The 15929-nt window shown below is 68.5% G+C and carries 15 protein-coding genes; 6 read left to right on the top strand and 9 right to left on the bottom strand.

From position 1 onward, the window contains the following. Positions 1 to 2: 2 nt before the first annotated feature. Entirely contained in the window at positions 3 to 806 is an 804-nt protein-coding gene (locus tag FB547_RS13215; protein ID WP_145742871.1) for an exodeoxyribonuclease III, read from the bottom strand. A gap of 12 nt (positions 807 to 818) precedes the next feature. Between FB547_RS13215 and pyrE the strand changes: the two genes are divergently transcribed. Both pyrE and FB547_RS13205 read left to right on the top strand, forming a co-directional pair. Continuing rightward, complete coding sequence (gene pyrE / locus FB547_RS13210; protein WP_124958378.1) at positions 819 to 1502, top strand: orotate phosphoribosyltransferase; 684 nt, start codon at positions 819 to 821, stop codon at positions 1500 to 1502. A 16-nt stretch (positions 1503 to 1518) separates the two neighbouring features. Then, entirely contained in the window at positions 1519 to 2196 is a 678-nt protein-coding gene (locus tag FB547_RS13205; RefSeq protein WP_225612855.1) for a DUF4124 domain-containing protein, read from the top strand. A 9-nt stretch (positions 2197 to 2205) separates the two neighbouring features. Here FB547_RS13205 and gatB read toward each other — a convergent pair whose 3' ends face one another. Genes gatB through gatC form a run of 3 tightly spaced genes read right to left on the bottom strand, consistent with a single transcriptional unit; the run spans position 2206 to position 5484 of the window. After that, positions 2206 to 3696 carry an Asp-tRNA(Asn)/Glu-tRNA(Gln) amidotransferase subunit GatB gene (gene gatB / locus FB547_RS13200; protein WP_145742867.1) on the bottom strand — a complete coding sequence of 497 codons (1491 nt, stop codon included), beginning with the start codon at positions 3694 to 3696 and terminating at the stop codon, positions 2206 to 2208. A gap of 1 nt (position 3697) precedes the next feature. Continuing rightward, entirely contained in the window at positions 3698 to 5188 is a 1491-nt protein-coding gene (gene gatA / locus FB547_RS13195) for an Asp-tRNA(Asn)/Glu-tRNA(Gln) amidotransferase subunit GatA (protein WP_145742865.1), read from the bottom strand. Continuing rightward, entirely contained in the window at positions 5185 to 5484 is a 300-nt protein-coding gene (gatC, locus tag FB547_RS13190; RefSeq protein ID WP_145742864.1) for an Asp-tRNA(Asn)/Glu-tRNA(Gln) amidotransferase subunit GatC, read from the bottom strand. The genes gatA and gatC overlap by 4 nt, the downstream gene beginning before the upstream one ends. Before the next feature lie 215 nt (positions 5485 to 5699). On the opposite strand from gatC, the gene FB547_RS13185 reads away from it, so the two are divergent. The 4 genes from FB547_RS13185 (at position 5700) to mrdA (ending at position 10363) form a co-directional block, all read left to right on the top strand. Further along, positions 5700 to 6743 carry a rod shape-determining protein gene (locus FB547_RS13185; RefSeq protein WP_007833435.1) on the top strand — a complete coding sequence of 348 codons (1044 nt, stop codon included), beginning with the start codon at positions 5700 to 5702 and terminating at the stop codon, positions 6741 to 6743. Positions 6744 to 6828: 85 nt separating this feature from the next. After that, a complete protein-coding gene (gene mreC / locus FB547_RS13180) occupies positions 6829 to 7800 on the top strand; it encodes a rod shape-determining protein MreC (RefSeq protein WP_145742862.1) in 972 nt (323 codons plus the stop codon). Further along, entirely contained in the window at positions 7797 to 8318 is a 522-nt protein-coding gene (gene mreD / locus FB547_RS13175) for a rod shape-determining protein MreD (protein WP_145742860.1), read from the top strand. The genes mreC and mreD overlap by 4 nt, the downstream gene beginning before the upstream one ends. 77 nt (positions 8319 to 8395) lie before the next feature. Next, complete coding sequence (mrdA, locus tag FB547_RS13170; protein ID WP_145742858.1) at positions 8396 to 10363, top strand: penicillin-binding protein 2; 1968 nt, start codon at positions 8396 to 8398, stop codon at positions 10361 to 10363. Between the two features lie 8 nt (positions 10364 to 10371). On the opposite strand, the gene fahA is transcribed toward mrdA, so the two are convergent. The 5 genes from fahA to FB547_RS13145 are packed head-to-tail and all read right to left on the bottom strand — an operon-like array spanning position 10372 to position 15854. Then, entirely contained in the window at positions 10372 to 11646 is a 1275-nt protein-coding gene (gene fahA, locus FB547_RS13165) for a fumarylacetoacetase (RefSeq protein ID WP_145742856.1), read from the bottom strand. 25 nt (positions 11647 to 11671) lie between these two features. Beyond that, on the bottom strand, positions 11672 to 12649 hold the full coding sequence (locus FB547_RS13160) for a Bug family tripartite tricarboxylate transporter substrate binding protein (protein WP_145742854.1): 978 nt from the start codon (positions 12647 to 12649) through the stop codon (positions 11672 to 11674). Then, the gene (gene hmgA, locus FB547_RS13155) at positions 12646 to 13959 is read right to left on the bottom strand and encodes a homogentisate 1,2-dioxygenase (RefSeq protein WP_145742852.1); all 1314 of its coding nucleotides are present in this window, start codon (positions 13957 to 13959) and stop codon (positions 12646 to 12648) included. Before hmgA ends, FB547_RS13160 begins: the two co-directional genes overlap by 4 nt. Positions 13960 to 14007: 48 nt before the next feature. After that, on the bottom strand, positions 14008 to 14208 hold the full coding sequence (locus tag FB547_RS13150; protein WP_145742851.1) for a DUF2783 domain-containing protein: 201 nt from the start codon (positions 14206 to 14208) through the stop codon (positions 14008 to 14010). A gap of 8 nt (positions 14209 to 14216) precedes the next feature. Continuing rightward, entirely contained in the window at positions 14217 to 15854 is a 1638-nt protein-coding gene (locus FB547_RS13145) for an FAD-dependent oxidoreductase (RefSeq protein ID WP_145742849.1), read from the bottom strand. Positions 15855 to 15929: the final 75 nt, after the last annotated feature.

Raw genomic sequence — 15929 nt, 5'->3', positions numbered from 1 at the left:
GGCTACAGCGTGAAGTCGTAGTCCACCGTGATCGGCGCATGGTCGCTGAACTTGATGGTCTTGTAGATCTGCTCGCTGCGCGCCAGCGCGCCCAGGGCCGGCGTGGCCAGGTGGTAGTCCAGCCGCCATCCCACGTTGTTCGCGTAGGCCTGGCCGCGGTTGCTCCACCAGGTGTAGGCCTCGGCCGTGGTGTCGGGCTTGAGCAGGCGGTAGACGTCCACCAGGCCCGCGCCGTCGGCGCCGGCGTCCAGCAGCCGGGTCATCCAGGCGCGCTCCTCGGGCAGGAAGCCGCTGTTCTTCTGGTTGCCGCGCCAGTTCTTGAGGTCGATTTCCTTGTGGGCGATGTTGATGTCGCCGCAAAGGATGAATTCGCGCTCCTTCTTGAGCGCGATGAGGTGCGGGAAGAAGCCCTTCAGGAAGCGGAACTTGGCTTCCTGCCGCTCCTCGCCCGAACTGCCGCTCGGGAAGTAGCAGCTGATGATCGAGAGCTTGCGTTTGGGCGTGTCGAAGCGCAGTTCGAGGTAGCGGCCCTCGGCATCGAATTCGGCGTCTCCCCAGCCCACCACCACGGCGCTCGGCGCGTGCCTGGTGTAGATCGCGGTGCCGGCGTAGCCTTTTTTCTCGGCGAAGTGGAAATGGCCCTTGAGGCCGGCCATTTCCTCGAATCGGCCTTCGATGTCGCTCGCCTGCACCCGGATCTCCTGCATGCAAATACAATCCGGCGCAAGTTCGGCCACCCAGTCCGCCACCCCCTTCGTGGCGGCCGAACGCAGGCCATTGAGATTGAGGCTGGTCAGTTTGAACACAAGGAATTCCCGATGGCTGTAGATGGTGTGCAAGGCAGTGCGGTGGCGCAGGATTTCGTCCAGTTCGCGCTCGACGCAGGGGTGCTGCGCTTCGGCGAGTTCAAGACCAAGGCCGGTCGCATGAGTCCTTATTTCTTCAATTCGGGGCTCTTCGACGACGGCGCCAAGATCGCGCGGCTCGCCGGATTCTATGCAGACCGGCTGATCGAGAGCGGCGTCGAGTTCGACATGATCTTCGGCCCCGCCTACAAGGGCATTCCGCTGGGCGCCACGGTGGCGGCCGAACTGGCCCGGCGCGGGCGCAACCATCCCTTTGCCTACAACCGCAAGGAAGCCAAGGCGCACGGCGAGGGTGGCAACCTGGTCGGCGCGCCGCTCAAGGGCCGCGTGCTGATCGTCGACGACGTGATGTCGGCCGGCACCGCGGTGCGCGAATCCATTGCCGCCATCGAAGCCGCGGGCGCCACGCCGCACGCCGTGGCCATTGCGCTCGACCGGCAGGAAAAAGCCACCGAGAACGGCGTCGACGTGGACCACAGCGCCGTGCAGTACGTGCGCAACCAGCTGGGCCTGCAGGTGGTGGCCATTGCCACGCTCGACGACCTGCTGAACTATCTCTCGGGCAGCGCCGCCGCCGACCTCGGCGTGCATCGCGAGCGGGTGCTCGCCTACCGGGCGCGCTACGGCGCCAGCTGAGACCGACGCCGTGCCCATGCGCAAACTCGACCTGGCGGCCCGGCCGTTCGCAGCCCCGTGGGTGCTGCTGCTGATGGCACTGTGGGCCGGCGCGGCCCCGGCGCAGCCCGCACCGGCGCCGGCCGCGGGCATCTATTCGTGCACCGATGCACGCGGCCGCACCCTCACGGCCGACCGCCCGATTGCCGAATGCATCGACCGCGAGCAGCGCGAACTGAGCCCGAGCGGCACCACGCGCCGCCGCATCGAGCCCACGTACACCGCCCGAGAACTGGCCGAGCGCGAAGACCGCGCCCGCGAGGCCGCATTGCAGGCCGCGCGCCTGACCGACGAGCGCCGCCGCGAGCGCGCGCTGCTGGTGCGCTATCCCAACGCCGAGGTGCATGACCGCGAGCGCGCCGAGGCGCTGGTGCAGATCGATGCGGTGATCCAGGCCGCGAAGAAGCGCCTCGTCGAGCTGGCCGAAGACCGGAAGCGAATCGACGAGGAGCTGGAGTTCTACAAGCACGACGTGAGCAAGGCGCCCGGCGCCGTGCGCCGCAAGCTCGAGGACAACGCGCAGAGCGTGGCGGTGCAGAACCGCTTCATCGGCGAGCAGGAAGACGAGAAGAAGCGCGTCAACGCGCGCTTCGACGAGGAGCGCGCGCGCCTCAAGCAGCTCTGGTCTCCCCAGAACGGCGTCAGCAAACGCTGAGGGCCGGCGTCAGCCCAGCTTTGCCTTGAGCAGTCCGGTCACCTGGGCCGGGTTCGCCTTGCCGCCGCTGGCCTTCATCACCTGGCCCACGAGGCCGTTGAGGGCCTTTTCCTTGCCGCCGCGGTACTCCTCGACGTTCTTCGCGTTCTTTGCGATCACCTCGTCCAGGATCCTGTCGAGCGCGCCGGTGTCGCTCATGGGCTTCAGGTCCTTGGCCTCGATGATGGCGTCGACATCGCTGCCTTCGCCGGTCCAGAGCGCGTCGAACACCTGGCGCGCCGCATTGTTGGGCAGCGTGCCGTCGGCAATGCGCCCGACCAGCTGCGCCAGTTGCTGCGCCGTGACCGGCGCGGCGTCGATGCCGATCTCCTGCGCATTCAGGCGGCGCGCCATTTCGCCGGTGATCCAGTTGCTCGCGAGCTTGGGCGTGGCACCCGCCTTCACCGCGTCGTCGAAATAGCGTGCGAGCGCCGGGCTCTGCGTGAGCTGCGCCGCGTCGTATTCGGACATGCCGTGGTCGCGCACATAGCGCTCGGCCATGGCGCGCGGCAGCTCGGGCATGGTGGCGCGCACGCGCTCGATCCACTCGGCCTCGATGGCGAGCGGCGGCAGGTCCGGGTCGGGGAAGTAGCGGTAGTCGGCCGCGTCTTCCTTGGTGCGCATGGTGCGCGTCTCGCCGGTGTCGGGGTCGAACAGCACCGTGGCCTGCTCGATCTTGCGGCCGTCTTCCAGCTCGTTGATCTGCGAGTTGATCTCGTAGTCGATCGCCTGCTGCATGAACTTGAAGCTGTTCAGGTTCTTGATCTCGCGCCGCGTGCCGAGCTTCTCACCGGGCTTGCGCACCGACACGTTGGCGTCGCAGCGGAAGCTTCCTTCCTGCATGTTGCCGTCGCAGATGCCGATCCAGGTGACGATCTTGTGCAGCTCGCGCGCATAGGCCACGGCCTCGGCGGTGGAGCGCATGTCGGGCTCGGTCACGATCTCCAGGAGCGGCGTGCCCGCGCGGTTCAGGTCGATGCCGCTCTGGCCGATGAAGTTCTCGTGCAGCGACTTGCCCGCGTCTTCCTCGAGGTGGGCGCGCACCAGGCGCACGGTCTTCTTTTCCTGGCCGAGGAAGAACGAGACGGCGCCGCCCTGCACGACCGGGATCTCGTACTGGCTGATCTGGTAGCCCTTGGGCAGGTCGGGGTAGAAGTAGTTCTTGCGCGCGAACACGCTGCGCGGCGCAATGTGCGAGCCGAGCGCGAGGCCCAGCTTGATGGCGCGCTCGACCGCGCCCTTGTTCATCACGGGCAGCGTGCCGGGCAGCGCCAGGTCGACCGCGCAGGCCTGCGTGTTGGGCTCGGCGCCGAAGGCGGTGGAGGCGCGGCTGAAGATCTTGCTCGCGGTCGAGAGCTGGGCGTGCGTCTCGAAGCCGATGATGACTTCATAGCCGCGCACCAGCGGGCCGGTCGGGCGGCCTTCTTGCTGTGCTTCGAAAGTGTTCACGGGTTCGCTCATTTCAGAATCCCTCCGGCGTGCGCGTGTGCCAGTCGGTGGCCTGCTGGAAGCGGTGCGCCGCGTTCAGCAGCTTCGCTTCGCCGAAGTAGTTGCCGATCATTTGCAGGCCCACGGGCATGCCGTTTTCATCGAAGCCCGCGGGCACGCTCATGCCGGGCAGGCCGGCCAGCGAGGCGGGCAGCGTGAAGATGTCGGCCAGGTAGTCGGCCACCGGGTCGCCGCCGTGCTCGCCGATCTTCCAGGCGGTGGTCGGCGCGGCCGGTCCGGCGATCACGTCGCACTGCCTGAAGGCCTGCTGGAAGTCGTCGGCGATCATGCGGCGCACCTTCTGCGCCTGCAGGTAGTAGGCGTCGTAGTAGCCGTGGCTCAGCACGTAGGTGCCGATCATGATGCGGCGCTTCACCTCGTCGCCGAAGCCTTCGGCGCGCGTGCGCTCGTACATCTCGGCCAGGTCCTTGTACTGTTTCGCGCGGTGGCCGAACTTGACGCCGTCGAAGCGGCTCAGGTTGCTCGAGGCCTCGGCCGCGGCCAGGATGTAGTACACGGGTATCGAGAGCTCCGTGAGCGGCAGCGACACCTCGACGCGCTTCGCGCCGAGCTTCTCGTACTGCGCGAGCGCGGCATCGACGGCCGCGCGCACGCCGGGCGCCACGCCTGCGCCGAAGAATTCCTTGGGCACGCCGATGCGCAGGCCGTCGAGCGAGTCGCCGAGCGAGCGGCCGAAGTCTTCGGCGGGCTTGTCGAGCGAGGTCGAGTCGCGGTCGAGGTCGGGGCCGCAGAAGGCCGACAGCAGCAGCGCGCAGTCCTCGGCCGAACGGGCCATCGGGCCGGCCTGGTCGAGGCTGGACGCGAAGGCCACCATGCCGTAGCGCGAGGCGCGGCCGTAGGTCGGTTTGATGCCGGTGATGCCGCAGAACGAGGCCGGCTGGCGGATCGAGCCGCCGGTATCGGTGCCGGTGGCCGCGGGGGCCAGGCGCGCCGCGACTGCAGCCGCGCTGGCGCCGGACGAGCCGCCCGGAATGCGCTCGCGGTTCCACGGGTTCTGCACGGGCACGGCCCTGTCGTGGCCCACGGCGGGCACGGCGACATTCTCGTTGGCCGAGCCCATCGCGAACTCGTCGCAGCTGAGCTTGCCCAGCGTGACGGCGCCGGCCTCGGCCAGGCGCTTGACCACGGTGGCGTCGAAGGGCGAGCGGTAGCCCGCGAGCATCTTCGAGCCGGCGGTGGTGGCGAAGTCGGTGGTGGTGAAGATGTCCTTGTGCGCGATCGGCACGCCGGCCAGCGCGGGCGCATTGCCGGCCGCGATCAGCGCGTCGGCCGCGCGGGCCTGGGCCAGCGTGACCTCTTCGTTCACGTCGACGAAGGTGCCGAGCGATTCGTGGGCCTTCATGCGGCCAAGGAAGACCTGCGAGGCCTCGACGGCCGAAACCTTGCGCTCGGCCAGGGCCTTGGCAAGGGCGGCCACGCCCATCTGGTGCAGTTCGCCGCTCATTCGATCACCTTCGGCACGAGGAACAGGCCGGCTTCGACGGCCGGGGCGCTCTTCTGGTTGGCTTCGCGGTTGTCGGGTTCGCTCGCCACGTCGTCGCGCAGGCGCAGCGTGATGTCCTCGACGGCGGCCACCGGATGGGCCAGCGGCTCCACCCCGGTGGTGTCGACCGAACGCATGCGTTCGACCAGGTCAAAAAAGCCGTTGATCTGGCTGAGCATGCGCTCGCTTTCGTCGGAGGCAAGCTGCAGCCGCGCCAGGGAGGCGATGCGTGCAATATCTGAAGCGGAAAGTGACATGGGTCGGACCGGTCGAAAAAACCGGAAGTAATCGCACGCCGGAGAGGGTGCTAACACGGGATTCAGAGGGGATTCGGGTATTATCCCGCCTTTGCCGCAACCCCCGCGAACGCGCCGGCTTTTGCGCCAAAAACGATCAATTCACCCCGTCATACGACCCAAAAAACAGAGCGACGACCTGCCGACGCGCAGGCGTGCTCCAGAGGATTCCGCACATGTTTGGAGCTTTCCGTCGGTACTTTTCCACCGACCTGGCGATTGACCTCGGCACCGCCAACACCCTGATCTTCGCTCGCAACAAGGGCATCGTGCTGGACGAACCCTCGGTGGTCGCCATCCGCCACGAAGGCGGCCCCCACGGCAAGAAGGTGATCCAGGCAGTCGGCCGCGAGGCCAAGGCCATGCTGGGCAAGGTGCCCGGCAACATCGAGGCGATCCGCCCGATGAAGGACGGCGTGATTGCCGACTTCGTGATCACCGAGCAGATGATCAAGCAGTTCATCAAGATGGTGCACCCGCGCACGCTGCTCACGCCGAGCCCGCGCATCATCATCTGCGTGCCCTGCGGCTCCACCCAGGTCGAGCGCCGCGCCATCAAGGACGCGGCCGAGGCGGCGGGCGCCACGTCGGTCTACCTGATCGAGGAACCCATGGCCGCGGCCATCGGCGCGGGCCTGCCGGTCAGCGAGGCCTCGGGCTCGATGGTGGTCGACATCGGCGGCGGCACCACCGAAGTGGGCGTCATCAGCCTGGGCGGCATGGTCTACAAGGGCTCGGTCCGCGTGGGCGGCGACCGCTTCGACGAAGCCATCATCAACTACATCCGCCGCAACTACGGCATGCTGATCGGCGAGCCGACGGCCGAAGTCATCAAGAAGAACATCGGCTCGGCCTTCCCGGGCTCCGAGGTCAAGGAGATGGAAGTCAAGGGCCGCAACCTCTCCGAAGGCGTGCCGCGCAGCTTCACCATCAGCAGCAACGAAGTGCTGGAAGCCCTGACCGACCCGCTCAACAACATCGTCTCGGCCGTGAAGAACGCGCTGGAGCAGACGCCCCCCGAGCTGGGCGCCGACATCGCCGAACGCGGCATGATGCTGACCGGCGGCGGCGCGCTGCTGCGCGACCTGGACCGCCTGCTGGCCGAGGAAACCGGCCTGCCGGTGCTGGTGGCCGAAGACCCGCTGACCTGCGTGGTGCGCGGCTGCGGCATTGCGCTGGAACGCATGGACCGCCTGGGCAGCATTTTCACGAGCGAGTAAGAGGCGCAAGCCATCATCGGCCGGCCTCTGCTTGCGCAGGCCGGCTTTTTTGCCATCTGACGTTGCACACAGCCAGGTCCGAACCATGCCCTTGGGCACGCTCGATCGCACAGCCCCACCCCTGTTCAACCAGGGGCAGTCGGCGCTCAGCAAGCTGATCTTCTTCGGCGCGCTCTCGCTGTTCCTGATGGTGGCCGACGCGCGCTTCCACCTGGTGCAGCCGCTGCGCGCGGCCGTGGGCGCGGTGCTCTATCCGGTGCAGTGGCTGGCGCTCAAGCCGGTGCAGCTGGTGGTGGGCGGCGGCCGCTATTTCGAAGACCTGCAGGCGGCCCAGCGCAACGAGGACGAGGCGCGCAAGGCGCTCATGCTGCAGGCCGAGCGCGCGAGCCAGGCCGACACGCTCGCGCAGGACAACGCGCGGCTGCGCGCGCTGCTCGAGCTGCGCCAGACCACCCAGGCCCCGGGCCGCGCGGCCGAGGTGCTGTACGACGCGGCCGACCCCTACACGCGCAAGATCGTCATCGACCAGGGGCTCACCCAGGGCGTGGCCGCCGGCTCGCCCGTGATCGACGCGCACGGCGTGCTGGGACAGGTGACGCAGGTGCAGCCCTTCACGAGCGAGGTCACGCTGGTGATCGACCGCGATCTTTCCATTCCCGTGCAGAACACCCGCACCGGCGTGCGCAGCGTGGCCTTCGGCGACGCGTCGGCGCATGGCGGCGGACTGGAACTGCGCTTCATGGCCGCCAATGCCGACCTGCAGGAGGGCGACCTGCTGTCCACCAGCGGCGTCGACGGCGTCTACCCGCCCGGCCTGCCGGTGGCGAAGATCGAGCGCATCGAGCGCCGCGCCGATTCGGCCTTTGCGCGCATCTACTGCGTGCCGCTGGCCCGCGTGACGGCCGCGCGCTACGTGCTGGTGCTCGCGCCCACGGGGGCGCCGTCGGCGCCGCCGGCCCCGGCGCCCGCCGCCGCGGTGCGCAAGAAGCCCGAGGCCAAGCCGGCCGGCAAGACAACGGACAAGGCCGACAAGAAAGCCGCGGAGCGCGCCCGATGATCAAGCGTCCAGGACAACAGCAGCTCCTGCTGCCCGTGAGCCCGCTGTTCATGTGGGCGAGCCTGGTGGCGGCGCTGCTCATCAACATGATCCCGATCGGCCGCGCCGCCTGGATGCCCGACCTGCTCGCGCTGGCCATCGTGTTCTGGGGCGTGCACCAGCCGATGCGCGTGGGCATTGGCGCGGCCTTCGTCTTCGGGCTGTGCATGGACGTGCACCAGTCGTCGATGCTGGGCCAGCATGCGCTGTCCTACACCACGCTGGGCTTCTTCGCGATCACCATCCACCGGCGCCTGCTCTGGTACCCGGTGGCCTCGCAGGCGCTGCAGGTGCTGCCGCTCTTTGCGCTGTCGCAGCTGATCGAGGTGATCACGCGGATGGTCGGCGGCGGCGTGTTCCCGGGCTGGAGCGTGCTGATCTCGCCGGCGCTGGAGGCTGCGCTGTGGCCGCTGGCCACCGCCTTGCTGCTCGCGCCGCAGCTTCGCACGCCGGACCCCGACGAGAATCGTCCGCTGTAGCCATGGCGCACCCCGGTCTTTCATTCCCGGCATTTGCCATGGCCACGGCCGGCGCCTAAGCTCGCAGCTCCGCCGCCATGACCGAAATCCGCAACGTCGCCGCCGACCTCGCGCGCTTCAAGCGCCGCGTGGTCGTGATCGGCTTGGCCGTGCTGTTCGCCTTCAGCCTGCTGTGCGCGCGCCTGATCTACCTCCAGGTGGTGCGGCACGAAGACCTCGCGGAACAGGCCGAGAGCAACCGCACGGCCATCGTGCCGGTGGTGCCCAACCGCGGCCTGATCCTCGACCGCAACGGCATCGTGCTGGCGTCGAACTATTCGGCCTACACGCTGGAGATCACGCCGTCGAAGGTGGGCGACGTCGAGGAGACCATCGAGAGCCTCACCCAGGTGCTCGAGATCTCGCCGCGCGACCGCCGCCGCTTCAAGCGCCTGCGGGAAGACTCGCGCAGCTTCGACTCCATTCCGATCCGCACTCGCCTGAGCGACGAGGAAGTCGCGCGCTTCGCCGCGCAGCGCTACCGCTTTCCGGGCGTGGAGATCAAGGCCCGGCTGTTCCGCAACTATCCGCACGCCGAGCTGGCCTCGCACGTGCTCGGCTACATCGGCCGCATCAACCAGCGCGAGAAGACCGCGATGGAAGACTGGGCCGAGGAAGACCAGGCCAACTACAAGGGCACCGACTACATCGGCAAGCTCGGCATCGAGCAGAGCTACGAGAAGACGCTGCATGGCCAGACCGGCGTCGAGCAGATGGAAACCTCGGCCGGCGGCCGCGCGGTGCGCCGGCTCGCCAGCCACCCGGCCACGCCCGGCAACACCGTGATGTTGTCGCTCGACATCAAGCTGCAGAAGCTGGTGGAAGACATGTTCGGCGACCGCCGCGGCGCGCTGGTGGCCATCGACCCCAAGACCGGCGAGGTGCTGGCCTTCGTGAGCAAGCCCACCTTCGACCCGAACCTGTTCGTCGAAGGCATCGACACCGAGAGCTGGCAGGCGCTGACCGAATCGCTCGACAAGCCGCTCTTGAACCGCGCGCTGCGCGGCACCTATCCGCCCGGCTCCACCTACAAGCCCTTCATGGCGCTGGCGGCGCTGCAGACCGGCAAGCGCGGCCCCAACGTGGTGGTGAACGATCCCGGCTACTTCAACTTCGGCGGCCACCGCTTCGGCAGTCCCGAAGGCAACATCGGCGGTGTCGACATGCGCCGTTCGATCCAGCTGTCGAGCAACATCTACTACTACTCGCTGGCCAACGAAATGGGCGTGGACCTGATCCACGACTTCATGAAGCCGCTGGGCTTCGGCCAGATCACCGGCATCGACCTCGGCGGCGAGGTGCGCGGCGTGCTGCCGAGCACCGAATGGAAGCGCAACGCCTACAAGCGGCCCGAGCAGAAGAAGTGGTATGCGGGCGAGACCATTTCGCTGGGCATCGGGCAGGGCTACAACGCCTTCACGATGCTGCAGCTCGCGCAGGCCACGGCCATCGTGGCCGACGGTGGCCGCAAGCACAAGCCGCACCTCGTGCTGGCCACGCGCAACACCGTGAGCGGGCAGGTGGTGCCGCTGCCCCAGCCGCCGGCCGAGAACCTGGGCTACACCGCGGCCAACGTCGCGGTGGTCCGCGAGGGCCTGACCAGCGTGGTCACCAGCGGCACCGCGCGCGGCGTGTTCGCCGGCGCGGGCTACCAGGCGGCGGGCAAGACCGGGACCGCGCAGGCCGTGACGCAGGCGCAGAACACCAAGTACAACGCCAAGGCGCTCGAGGAGCACCAGCGCGACCACGCTCTCTTCATGGCCTTCGCGCCGGCCACCGATCCGAAGATCGCGCTGGCGGTGATCGTCGAGAACGCAGGCTGGGGCGCAGGCGCGGCGGCGCCCATTGCCCGCCGTGTGTTCGACTACTGGCTGATGGACCAGTACCCGAGCGAGGCCGACATGGCCGCCATCAAGGTCGGCAAGGCCACCGCGCCGATCGGCAAGCCGCGCGTGGCCAGCGAAGTGGCGTGGCCGGCGGCGGCCTCTGCCGCGACCGCGCCCTGAGTCTTGCCCTAAGCCACCACGGTCCCGCTGACCTCCCCCAGCCCGATGCGCACCGCGCCCGCGCGCTCGCACCAGCCGCGGATCACCAGCGTGTCGCCGTCCTCGAGGAAGGTGCGCTTCTCGCCGTTGGGCAGCGTGATCGGCTGCTTGCCGCCCTGCGTGAGCTCGATCAGCGAGCCGGCCTCGTCGGGCTTGGGGCCCGAGAGCGTGCCCGAGCCCAGCAGGTCGCCGGGTTGCAGGTTGCAGCCGTTCACCGTGTGGTGCGCGACCAGCTGCGCGGCGGTCCAGTAGGCGGCCTCGGTGGTGTTGCCGCGCGTGAGGCGCGCGGGCGCCAGGCCTTCGGCGCGCATCTTCGCGGTCTGCAGCAGCACCTCGAGCGTGATGTCGAGCGCGCCGCCTTCGCGGTTCGAGGGCGCGTCCAGATAGGGCAGCGGCTGCGGATCTCCCGCGGGCCGCTCGAAGCGGGCGCGGAACGGCGCCAGCGCCTCCATCGTCACGATCCACGGCGACAGCGCGCTTGCGAAATTCTTTGAAAGGAAAGGGCCCAGCGGCTGGTACTCCCAGGCCTGGATATCGCGCGCCGACCAGTCGTTGAGCAGCGCCACGCCGAACAGGTGGTCTTCGGCCTCGGCGATGGCAATCGGCTCGCCGAGCGCATTGCCGCGGCCGACGAAGAAACCCAGTTCCAGTTCGTAGTCGAGCCGCTTCGAAGGACCGAAGCCGGGCTCGGCCGCATCCGGCGCCTTGGTCTGCCCATGCGGGCGCTTGAAGATCTGCCCGCTCACGCCGATCGACGAGGCACGGCCGTGATAGCCGATCGGCACCCATTTGTAGTTGGGCATCAGCGGCTGGTCGGGGCGGAACAGCTTGCCGATGGTGGTGGCGTGGTGGATGCCGGTGTAGAAGTCGGTGTAGTCGCCGATGCGGCAGGGCACGGTCATTTCGGCGCTGGCCTGCGGCAGCAGCGCCTTGGACCATGCGGCCTGCTGGCTGCTGCCTTCGGCCAGGCCCGCAGAAATGGCCGTGCGCAGGGCCTGGCGCTCCCTCACGCTCGCGTTCATCAGCACGTTCATGTCGTCGGTATCGACCAGGCCGACAGCCTTCAGGTCGAGCACCTGGTCGCCGATGGCCACGCCGATGCGGAAAGCTTCACTGCTGCCGGCTGTGCGAAAGCGGCCGAAGGGCAGGTTCTGGATCGGGAAGTCGCAGCCGGCTTCGTTGGCGGAGGCGACCCAGCTGCGCAGCTTCGGGTCGTGGGTGGCGTTCAGTACGGTGGTGCTCATGGCATGTCTTTCTTTGAGATTCGGTTCAGTCGGCGGTCATGCCGGCTTTCCTGGCGACGTCGCCGAGGCGCTGGTATTCGGTTTGCGTGAGCGTGGCCAGCTCCTGCGCGGTCGAGCCGCGCGGCGAGAAACCGGCCTGCTGCAGCCTGGCCTTCACCTCGGGCATCGCGAGCGCCTCGACGAAGGCTTCGTTCAGCGCCTTCACGATGGGCGCCGGCAGGTTCGCGGGACCGTACACGCCGAACCATGGGTCCAGCGCATAGCCCTTGAGCCCGGCCTCGGCCATCGTCGGCACCTCGGGCAGCGAGGGCGAGCGCGCCGGCCCCGCCACCGCCAGCGCGCGCAGCTTGCCGGCCTGGATGTGCGGCAGCGACGCCGGCAGGTTGTCGAACATCAGGCCGATGTTGTTGCCCAGCATGTCGGTGATGGCCGGGCCGCTGCCCTTGTAGGCCACGTGCACGAGCTCGGTGCCGGTCATCTGCGCGAACATCACGCCCGCCAGGTTCATCGAGGTGCCGGCGCCAGCCGTGGCGTAGGGCAGGCCGGGGTTCTTCTTCGCGGCCGCGATCAGGTCGGACACCGACTTGATCGGCGAGCTCGCGGGGACTTCGAGCACGATGGTCGAGGTGCCCAGCAGGCTGATCGCGGTGAAGTCGCGGCGCGGATCGAAGGCCATGGCCTTGTAGATGTGCGGGTTGAGCGCATTGGTCGAGATGGCGCCGAAGCCGATGGTGTAGCCATCGGGCGCAGCCTTGGCCACGGCATCCATGCCGATGTTGCCGCCCGCACCGCCGCGGTTGTCGATCAGCACCGGCTGGCCCAGCTTCTGCGAGACCTGGTGGCCCACGGTGCGCGCCACCAGGTCGGTGGTGCCGCCGGGCGTGTAGGGCACGATGAAGCGGATGGGCTTCGACGGGAAGTCCGCCGCGTGCGCCGCGAGCAAGGGCACGGCGAGCAGGGCGATGGCGGCCGTGCGGCGCGTGATGGCGAATGCGTTCTTCATGGCTTGAACTGGTCCTTGAGACCCGCCCAGCAGTCGGCGTAGTCGGTGTCGAGCGCGGGGCTCTTGAGCGCGAAGTCCGTCGGAATGAAGCGCAAGCGGCTCTCGAACATGAAGGCCAGCGTGTTGTCCAGCTTGTGCGGCCTGAGGTCGGCATGCGTGGCCTTGTCGAAGGCTTCCTCGTCGGGGCCGTGCGGCACCATGCAGTTGTGCAGGCTCGCGCCGCCGGGCTTGAAGCCGCCCGGCTTGGCGTCGTATTCGCCGAGCACCAGGCCCATGAATTCGCTCATGAGGTTGCGATGGAACCATGGCGGACGGAAGGTGTTCTCCATCACCATCCAGCGCGGCGGGAAGATCACGAAATCGCAGTTGGCGGTACCGGGCGTGTCGCTCGGCGAGGTCAGCACGGTGAAGATCGACGGATCGGGATGGTCGAAGCTGATGGAGCCGATCACCATGAAGTTGGCGGTGTCGTACTTCACCGGCGCCAGGTTGCCGTGCCAGGCGACCACGTTGAAAGGCGACTGCTTGGCCGGCGCCTTCCAGAAGCGGCCGCCGAATTTCTTCACCAGCTCGTAGGCGCCGCCGTCTTCCTCGAAGGCCGCCACGGGGGCCTGGAAGTCGCGCGCGTTGGCCAGGCCGTTGGAGCCGATCGGGCCGAGCTCGGGCAGGCGGAATTGCGCGCCGTAGTTCTCGCAGACGTAGCCGCGCGAGAGACCGTCGGGCAAGGCCACCTTGAACGCCATGCCGCGCGGCAGCAGCGCGATTTCGCCGGGCTTCACGTCGAGCACGCCGAGTTCGGTGGTGATGACGAGGCGGCCCTGCTGCGGCACGATGAGCATCTCGCCGTCGGCGTTGACGAAGGCGCGGCGCTCCATCGATCGGCCCGCGAGGTACATGAGCGAGCCGATGCCCACCTGCGATTCCGCATCGCCGTTGGCCGCGATGGTGCGCATGCCGTCGATGAAGTCCGCCTCGGCCGCCCCGCCGTCGAGCGGCATCGGGTGCCAGCGCAGCGGCTCGGGCGGCAGCGCGATCTCGCGGTCGGCGCCGGTGGTCCAGTGTGCTTGCGCATACGGCTGGTAGCGGCCCGACACCACCGAAGGCTGCCGGCGATACAGCCAGGTGCGGCGGTTCTCATGGCGCGGCGCGGTGAAGGCGGTGCCCGAGAGCAGCTCGGTGTAGAGGTCGAAGGGCGCGCGCTGCGGGTTGTTGCGGCCCTGCGGCAGGGCACCGGCAACGGCTTCCGAGGCGTACTCGTTGCCGAAGCCGCTCTGGTAGCGCCGTTCGGTATCGTCGATGGGGTTCGTCATGGGGTTCTCTTTCGAAAAGCGCGATGAATGAGGTTGGAGTGCGCGGGTTCAGCTGCCGCGTGCGGCCTCGAAGGCTTCGCGCAGCACGGCCAGCGAGCCGATGTGGTTGGCCAGCACCAGCACGAGCCGCGCATTGAAGGCGTGGCTCTCCTCGGTGGAAAGCCCCTGGTGCGCCTCGATCAGCGCCTCGTAGAAATCGTCGGGCGCATCGAGGTTCGGTGCGGTGATCAGTTGTCGTTGCTGTTGCATGGTGGTCCTCATGCCTTGGCCAGTGCGCGGCCGATGGCTGCGCGGATGTTTTCTGCCGTGGGTTGCCGCCAGCGCGCGCACACATGCTGGTCGGGCCGCAGCAGGTAGACGGTGCCGGGCTGCGCGTCGTAGCGCTGCACGGCGAGCTCGCCTGCGGGCGTTGCGCCTTGCACGCGCACGACGTGCAGCGGAAGGTCGCAAGCCTTCAGCGCCTGCAGGCTGCGCTCGACCGCCCCGCCGGTGCCGAACAGCAGCGCCGTGAACTGCGCCACGTGGCATTCGCGCAGCAGCCAGCCGCTGCCGCCGTCGGCGCGCACGATGGGCGCATCGGCCGCCGCGGCGCCGGGCACCATCGCACCCGCAAACACATCGGCATCGGGCGTGTTGAGCGGCGAGTCGCGCAGCACCGCAGGCACCGAGAGCCGCCCGCTGTTGACCAGCGTGCGCGCGAAGGCGTGGCGCTTGGTGAGCTCCAGCACCGCGTCGCGGAACAGCCGGCTCACCTCGCTCTTGGGCGTGATGAAGTCGGTGGCGCGCGTGGAGTTGCGGATGTTCTCGTCGGCCGCGTATTCGCGCTCGCTCGCATAGCTGTCGAGCAGCGCGTCGGGCGCCTCGCCCTGGAGCACGGCCGCGAGCTTCCAGCCCAGGTTGTCGGCGTCCTGCACGCCCGAGTTGGCGCCGCGCGCGCCGAAGGGCGACACGCCATGCGCCGAGTCGCCCGCGAACAGCACGCGGCCGTGGCGAAAGCGCTCCATGCGCTGGCACGCAAAGGTGTAGACGCTGGCCCAGCCGATCTGGAACTGCACGCCCTCGAAGCCGATGCTGTCGAGCAGCGCGCGTACGCGCGGCGTGATGTTCTCGGGCTTGCGTTCTTCCACCGGGTCGGCGTCCCAGCCGAGCTGGAAGTCCACGCGCCACATGGCATCGGCCTGCTTGTGCAGCAGCACGCTCTGGCCGGGATGGAACGGCGGGTCGAACCAGAAGCGCCGCTCCGTCGGCAGGTCCGCATCCATCGTGATGTCGGCGATCAGGAAGCGGTCGCGGAAGGTGCGGCCCTTGGCTTCGAGGCCCATCAATTGCCGCAGGTTGGAGCGCGAGCCGTCGCAGGCGCCGACGTAATCGGCGGCCAGCCGGTAGCTGCCCTCGGGCGTTTCGATGGTGAGCAGCGCGCTGTCGCCGCGCTGCTCGATGCCCGTGACCTTGTGGTTCCAGCGCAGGTCGATCAGCGGCAGCGTGGCGACACGCTCGACGAGGTAGCCCTCGACGTAGTACTGCTGCAGGTTGATGAAGGCCGGGCGCTCGTGGCCGGGCTCGGGCAGCAGGTCGAAGCGGTAGACCTGCTCGTCGTGGAAGAACACCTTGCCCACGTGCCACGACACGCCCTTGTCGACCATGCGGTCGCCGCAGCCGAGGCGGTCGAAGATCTCGAGCGTGCGCTTGGCGAAGCAGATCGCGCGCGAGCCGCTGGAAAGAGTGTTGTCGTTGTCGAGCAGCACCACGGGAATCCCGCGCAGCGCCAGGTCGATGGCCAGCGCGAGGCCGACCGGGCCGGCGCCGACGACCACGACCGGGTGATGGGCGGGCGTGGAAGCGTCCTGATCGGCGTGGCGCCTGTAGTCGAAGCGCAGGCTTTGATAGTCGATCACGTGTTGTCTCCGTGTCTTTGTATTGCTCCTTCCCCCGCTGGGGGAAGGCTGGGATGGGGGCTGGCGGCGCTCGAA

Source organism: Variovorax beijingensis (genome assembly GCF_007828835.1).
In the GTDB taxonomy this organism is placed as follows: Bacteria; Pseudomonadota; Gammaproteobacteria; order Burkholderiales; family Burkholderiaceae_C; genus Variovorax; species Variovorax beijingensis_A.
The sequence above is the reverse complement of the archived record's forward strand: the minus strand, read 5'-3'. Positions and strand labels throughout refer to the sequence as shown.